Annotated in this window: 4 protein-coding genes; all 4 read left to right on the forward strand. The window is 45.4% G+C overall.

Annotation, left to right across the window (positions count from 1 at the left end; translation table 11 throughout):
* Window positions 1-592: 592 nt before the first annotated feature.
* On the forward strand, window positions 593-895 hold the full coding sequence (locus NG833_RS26130) for a hypothetical protein (protein ID WP_254568203.1): 303 nt from the start codon (window positions 593-595) through the stop codon (window positions 893-895).
* Between the two features lie 711 nt (window positions 896-1,606).
* Window positions 1,607-2,635, forward strand: coding sequence for a WD40 repeat domain-containing protein (locus NG833_RS26135; protein WP_254568204.1), 1,029 nt, complete (start codon window positions 1,607-1,609; stop codon window positions 2,633-2,635).
* 325 nt (window positions 2,636-2,960) lie between these two features.
* Window positions 2,961-4,175: an ABC transporter permease gene (locus NG833_RS26140; protein WP_254568205.1), complete on the forward strand. Its 1,215-nt coding sequence runs from the start codon at window positions 2,961-2,963 to the stop codon at window positions 4,173-4,175.
* 344 nt (window positions 4,176-4,519) lie between these two features.
* Window positions 4,520-5,278 carry an ABC transporter ATP-binding protein gene (locus NG833_RS26145; RefSeq protein ID WP_254568206.1) on the forward strand — a complete coding sequence of 253 codons (759 nt, stop codon included), beginning with the start codon at window positions 4,520-4,522 and terminating at the stop codon, window positions 5,276-5,278.
* Window positions 5,279-5,714 lie beyond the last annotated feature (436 nt).

Here is a 5,714-nt window from a genome sequence, read left to right on the forward strand (position 1 = left end):
ATCATAGAGTTACATGAAAAATTTGTGAACAGGGAATGTGTGCAATCACATTCCTTTTTTATTTTACCCCAACCCCTCCTCTGAATCTGCTCCCGATACAGACCCTTCTGGGACTCCTCCCCCAACTCCTAGATGCGCCCGACTGACAATGGAACAAACTCAGAAAGAAATAGCGGCTTTTGAGCAAGGGGACAACCCGATAGCTGAGTCTTTGTCCGCTGATGTCGAAAAAATGGCTTTAGCTTTAGGGTGTTCCAACAAATAAATCATCCAAATCCCGATGGTTAAGCACCTAACAAGACTGTGTTAGCCCGCGCAGGCGGGCTTTGTCCGTGTAGCCCCAGGCTTCAGCCTGCGGGTTTTTTGGGGATTTTATTTTTTGGAGTTCCCTTAGCTGCTGATGGAGTCATGGGGCCTTTTAGACCGGAGGAAAAAACTCCATCTGGAGCCACACAATGGCGAGAAGTAAAAGTGGGAGTAATCGCCCGACGAGGAGCATATTTTACTCGAAGAGCGTAAAACAGCAACCCGGTTACATCAACGGCGTCTAGTAGGGGTACTAGGAAATATTAGTGACCTCTGTCCCCGGCTAATGCTAGAAGCAATTCGTTCTGGATTAAATAGAGCCTCTAAGGTAGTGTGGCTCTCCGATGGAGGAGTAGGTTTTTGGAATTTATATTATCAATATTTAGCTCCATTAAATGTAATAGGGGTATTAGATTTTTATCATGCGGCTGGACATTTGTGGTCAGCGGCAGCCGCTTATAAAGATGGCCGGACGAAGGAAGCAAAAACCTGGTTTAAACAGTGGCGACATCACCGTAAGATATGGAAATTCAAGAGAAGTAATTTTAGAATTAGAAAAAGTTTTACCCGAGGGTTGTTTAACCCTTAGCCAACGCCAAATTATCCGCCGAGTACATAACTATTTGAAAACTCATGAAAATCATATTACTTATAAAAGTTTTGAAGCGGATTTATACCCAGAGGTTCTGGGATGGTTGAGAGTGCTTGTAAATGGTTAATCCAACAGCGCTTTAAGGGTGTAGGTATGCGATGGAGTTCTGAGGGATTTAATCACTTGCTGCATTTATGCCTAGGGTGGGTAAATGGTCGCTTCGACGACTTGTTTTCCGATGCAAACTTTTTTTCCAATTCTGGCCCCTCCCCCAACTCCTAGATGCGCCCCCCACTTAGAGGTGAATTACCTCAGTCTATTGAAGGGATAAAACTCGAACAAACCACTTTAAATAGCGATTTTTTATAGAAATTAAACATAGTTATCTCCTCAATTTAAAGTATTTTATTGTAGAATAGAAAATATCCAAAAATTATGAATTCTCATGAAAATAGCCCAGATAGGCCTATGAAAAAACACTGAAGCCGGTAGGGGGAGGTGCAGGGTCATCCAGGAGGTCTGTCCAACTTTTGCCCACTGAACAAGGCCACCGCAGGAAGGGGAGATGGAGGATGGGTAAGACCTAGCCGATCGCGCAGAACTAACCCCTCTAAGGGTATAAATAGTGATTAAAGATGAACTTTTCAAAAAGAAAGAGTATCTTCTTGATCGCGAACCAAAAGACATATAGAGGATCGGACCCTGAACATGAAATTATCTTGGCGCTGGTTTTTACTTTCTAGCTTAATGAGTTTAACCTTCGCGATCGCCCTCCAGGATCGCTGGCAAGTGGCCCATTCCCAAATCCAGCCTCCCGCAACCGAAACCCTGAACCCCCAATCTGGACCCAGCTTTATTTTAGACAAAACCCTAGAAGGACATACCAGTTGGGTAAATACCCTAAAATTTAGCCCCGATGGTAGCATCCTAGCCAGTGGCAGTCGAGATCAGACGATCAATCTCTGGAATTGGACCAGTGGGGAATTGATTCGCACCCTATTTGGACATTCCGATGATGTGAATTCCGTCGCTTTTAGTCCCGATGGACAAGGGTTAGCGAGTGGCAGTACAGATCTCACCGTCAAGTTATGGGATGTGAATCAGGGGATTTTGACCGGGACTCGATTGGGTCATACCTTTGCGGTTCACGGTGTCACCTTCACTCCTGATGGACAAACCCTTGCCTCTGCCAGTGCCGATCGCCGCATCATCCTTTGGGATGTCACCACCGAACGAGAAAGACGGACCCTAAACGGGCATTCCAGCTTTGTTTGGGGTCTCGCCGTCAGTCCCGATGGTAATACCTTGGTGAGTGGGGGCTACGATAACACCATCCGGTTTTGGAGAATGCCCAAGGGGAAAAAGTGGCGCTCCATTGAAGGTCATTCTAGCCCGATTACCGCGATCGCCTTTAGTCCTGATGGACAAACCGTCGCCAGTGCCAGTGCCGATCACACCATCAAATTATGGGATGTCAACACCGGCTCTTTGAAAAGTACCTTAACGGGTCATTCAGATTGGGTGTTAACGGTGGCATTTAGTCCCGATGGTCAACTATTAGCCAGTGGGGGGGCCGATCGCACCCTGCGCCTGTGGAATGTCGCCAATGGTTCCCTGCGAACCCTGTTTAACAATCATCAAGGGCGAGTTCTCTCAGTGGCCTTTAGTCCCGATGGACAGGCCCTTGCCAGTGCCAGTGCCGACCAAACCATTAAAATTTGGCGATCCACTCAATAAACTCGGTCAATTTTCAAGCAAAAACCCGGGATATTTCTCCAGATTGGTAGCCATTACATTTTCTGTATAAAAGCCAGGAGAATTCTCATCTGTATGTCGTCCCACTGGAAATAAAATCATCCCGGCTACTGGATCTTTATATTTTTAGGTAGGTAGGCGTAATTAAAGCCCACTTGAAAATTATCAGAATCTTTGCTGTGAAAGGCTTTCAGGCAAAAAAACGGAAAATATTTTTTCCTACCTACTTAGGTGGTCGTAAAATGTAGGTTAGGGGTGATCCCGCTTAAAACATCAAAAATTTATTTGAGGGGAAGGACACAGAAACATGAACCTCTGGGAAAGCTTAGACATGGCCACGAAAACCCTAGTGGCAAACAAAACTCGAAGTACCCTCACCATGCTGGGGATTATTATCGGGAATGCTGCCGTGATTGCTACCGTTGGGGTTGGTTCAGGTGCACAAAATTTTATTGGCGGACAAATAGAATCTTTGGGAACCAATGTATTGATTATTGCCCCAGGAAATCAGGATAATCAAAGATTAGGAGGACCGCCACAAACCTTGGTCTTGGACGATGCCAAGGCGATCGCCTCCCAAGTCCCCGGTATCAATGGGGTCTCGCCAGAACTCAACGGCAGTGAACTGGTGCGCTATGGCAATCAAAACTTTTCAGCCTTGATATTTGGCACGATGCCAGATTTTCTGAACGTCCGCAACTTTGAAGTGGAAACCGGACGATTTTTAAATGAATTAGATGTTCAGCGCAGCAATCCAGTCGTGGCGTTAGGTTCAGATTTAGCCATTGCTTTATTTGGGGATAGCAATCCGATTGGAGAAAAAGTTAGAATTAAAAATGTCAGCCTAGAAGTGATTGGGGTGATGAAACCCAAAGGAGCATCCTTTGGGACAAACTACGATGAAACCGCCTTAATTCCTATCACGACTATGGCCAATAGAATCCTAGGACGACAATCGCCTTATGGACTGACACTTTCGTTCATTTGGGTGAGGGTCGCCAATGAAGAAGGGATGGGAATGGCGCAGTTTCAAATTGAAAATTTGCTGCGTCTGCGTCATGGCATTACAGACGAAGATGATTTCTTGGTTGAGAATCAGCAAGATTTAATGACTACTTTTGATGCGATTACCGGGGCGTTAACGGTGTTACTCTCCGCAGTGGCGAGCATCTCCTTACTGGTGGGTGGGATTGGGATTATGAATATCATGTTGGTATCGGTGAGGGAACGGACTCAGGAGATTGGGTTGCGCAAGGCGATCGGGGCAACTGAGCAAGATATTTTAATTCAGTTCATCATAGAAGCAGTGATTCTATCGGTGGTGGGGGGTGCAGTCGGCATTGGCATTGGGATGGGGGGTATTTTTTTGATTGCCCTAGTCACGCCTTTTGAGGCAGGAGTTTCCGGAATGGCGATCGCCCTGGCAACCAGTGTCTCTGGAGGTATCGGCTTATTTTTTGGTGTAGTCCCGGCCCGTCGTGCGGCCCAACTCGACCCGATTGTAGCATTAAGAAGTGAGTGATTTGTCTTATGTCATTTGTTGTTGGTCATTGGTCATTGGTCCTCGTGAGTGGGCTGCTGCCGAGTCACGAGGATAACGACTGAAGTCGTTACTACGAACTAAGAAATATAACGACTGAAGTCGTTACTACGAACTAAGAAATATAACGACTGAAGTCGTTACTACGAACTAAGAAATATAACGACTGAAGTCGTTACTACGAACATCTCTCCTATCAAACGATGACAAATGACAAATGACAAATGACAAATGACAAATGACAAATGACAAATGACAAATGACAAATGACAAATGACAAATGACAAATGACGTGAATCTGTAAATTTAATGAATTAAAGATTACTATGAACTCTCAAAATCAACTCCAATCCACTTTACCGAGTCCGGAACAAAAATCGGCCATTGTAGAACTCAAAGATGTTTACAAGATTTATGGTTCCGGCAATACAGAAGTGCAAGCCCTAAAAGGGGTTAACTTAACGATTCATGAAGGGGAATATTGCTCAATTATGGGCGCATCGGGTTCGGGAAAATCTACGGCTATGAATATTATTGGCTGTCTGGATAGACCCAGTAGCGGATATTATTATCTGGATCAGGTAGATGTTACTCAGATGGAAGATGCGAATTTAGCTAAAATCCGGAATTTAAAGTTAGGATTTGTCTTTCAACAATATCATTTGTTATCTCAACTGAGCGCCTTAGAAAATGTCATGTTGCCGATGGTTTATGCTGGGATTTCTGCCTCGGAACGGCGGGAACGTTCGATGGAGGCTTTAACACGGGTCGGCTTAGAAAATCGGATGAATAATAAGCCGAATCAGATGTCTGGGGGACAACAACAACGGGTGGCGATCGCCCGGGCGATCGTCAACCAGCCTGTTTTACTTTTAGCGGATGAACCCACCGGCGCTTTAGATACCAAAACCACTGAAGAAGTCATCCATATTTTTTCAGAACTTAATGCCAGTGGCATGACCATCGTGATGGTAACCCACGAACCGGAAGTTGCCCGCGCCAGTAAGCGAATTGTCATGTTTCGTGATGGAGAGGTCATCCAATCCCACCTCACTCCGGCTGATTTGCATGGAGCCACATTTTAAAGGCGATGGGGGGACGATTTTGCCCGATAATTCTACCGGGCAAGACTTGAGCCTAATTTTTTAAAGGGATTGGAGGAGTAACGCTCAATAACTGAACCGTCTCATGAGTTTCCTTCGTCATCAATTTTTGTTGGGGGAAGGGGATTATGTCCCCCAACCCCTGCTCGTTTAAAGACAAAAATTGGGAATTCTCTTAAGCCCGATTAACAGTGGAAACATAAGAACAAAGACAAACCGCCGGGAACCGCTGATAAATCTACCTATAGGAGAAGGTTTCCGGCCATTAAGTTATTTATTTTGACACTCCCCGGTCTAAAGACACGGGGATTCTTTAGAAGGCAGTCGTAAGACTGCTAAACCCTACTCAGCCGTAGCCTTTCGGCAATCAAGGCGGTGCCAATTGCCCCTATTCTCTCTGCCCGAAGGCATTGAGCCT

Origin of the sequence: Oscillatoria sp. HE19RPO, from assembly GCF_024220515.1 — a bacterium.
Taxonomy (GTDB): domain Bacteria; phylum Cyanobacteriota; class Cyanobacteriia; order Cyanobacteriales; family Laspinemataceae; genus Laspinema.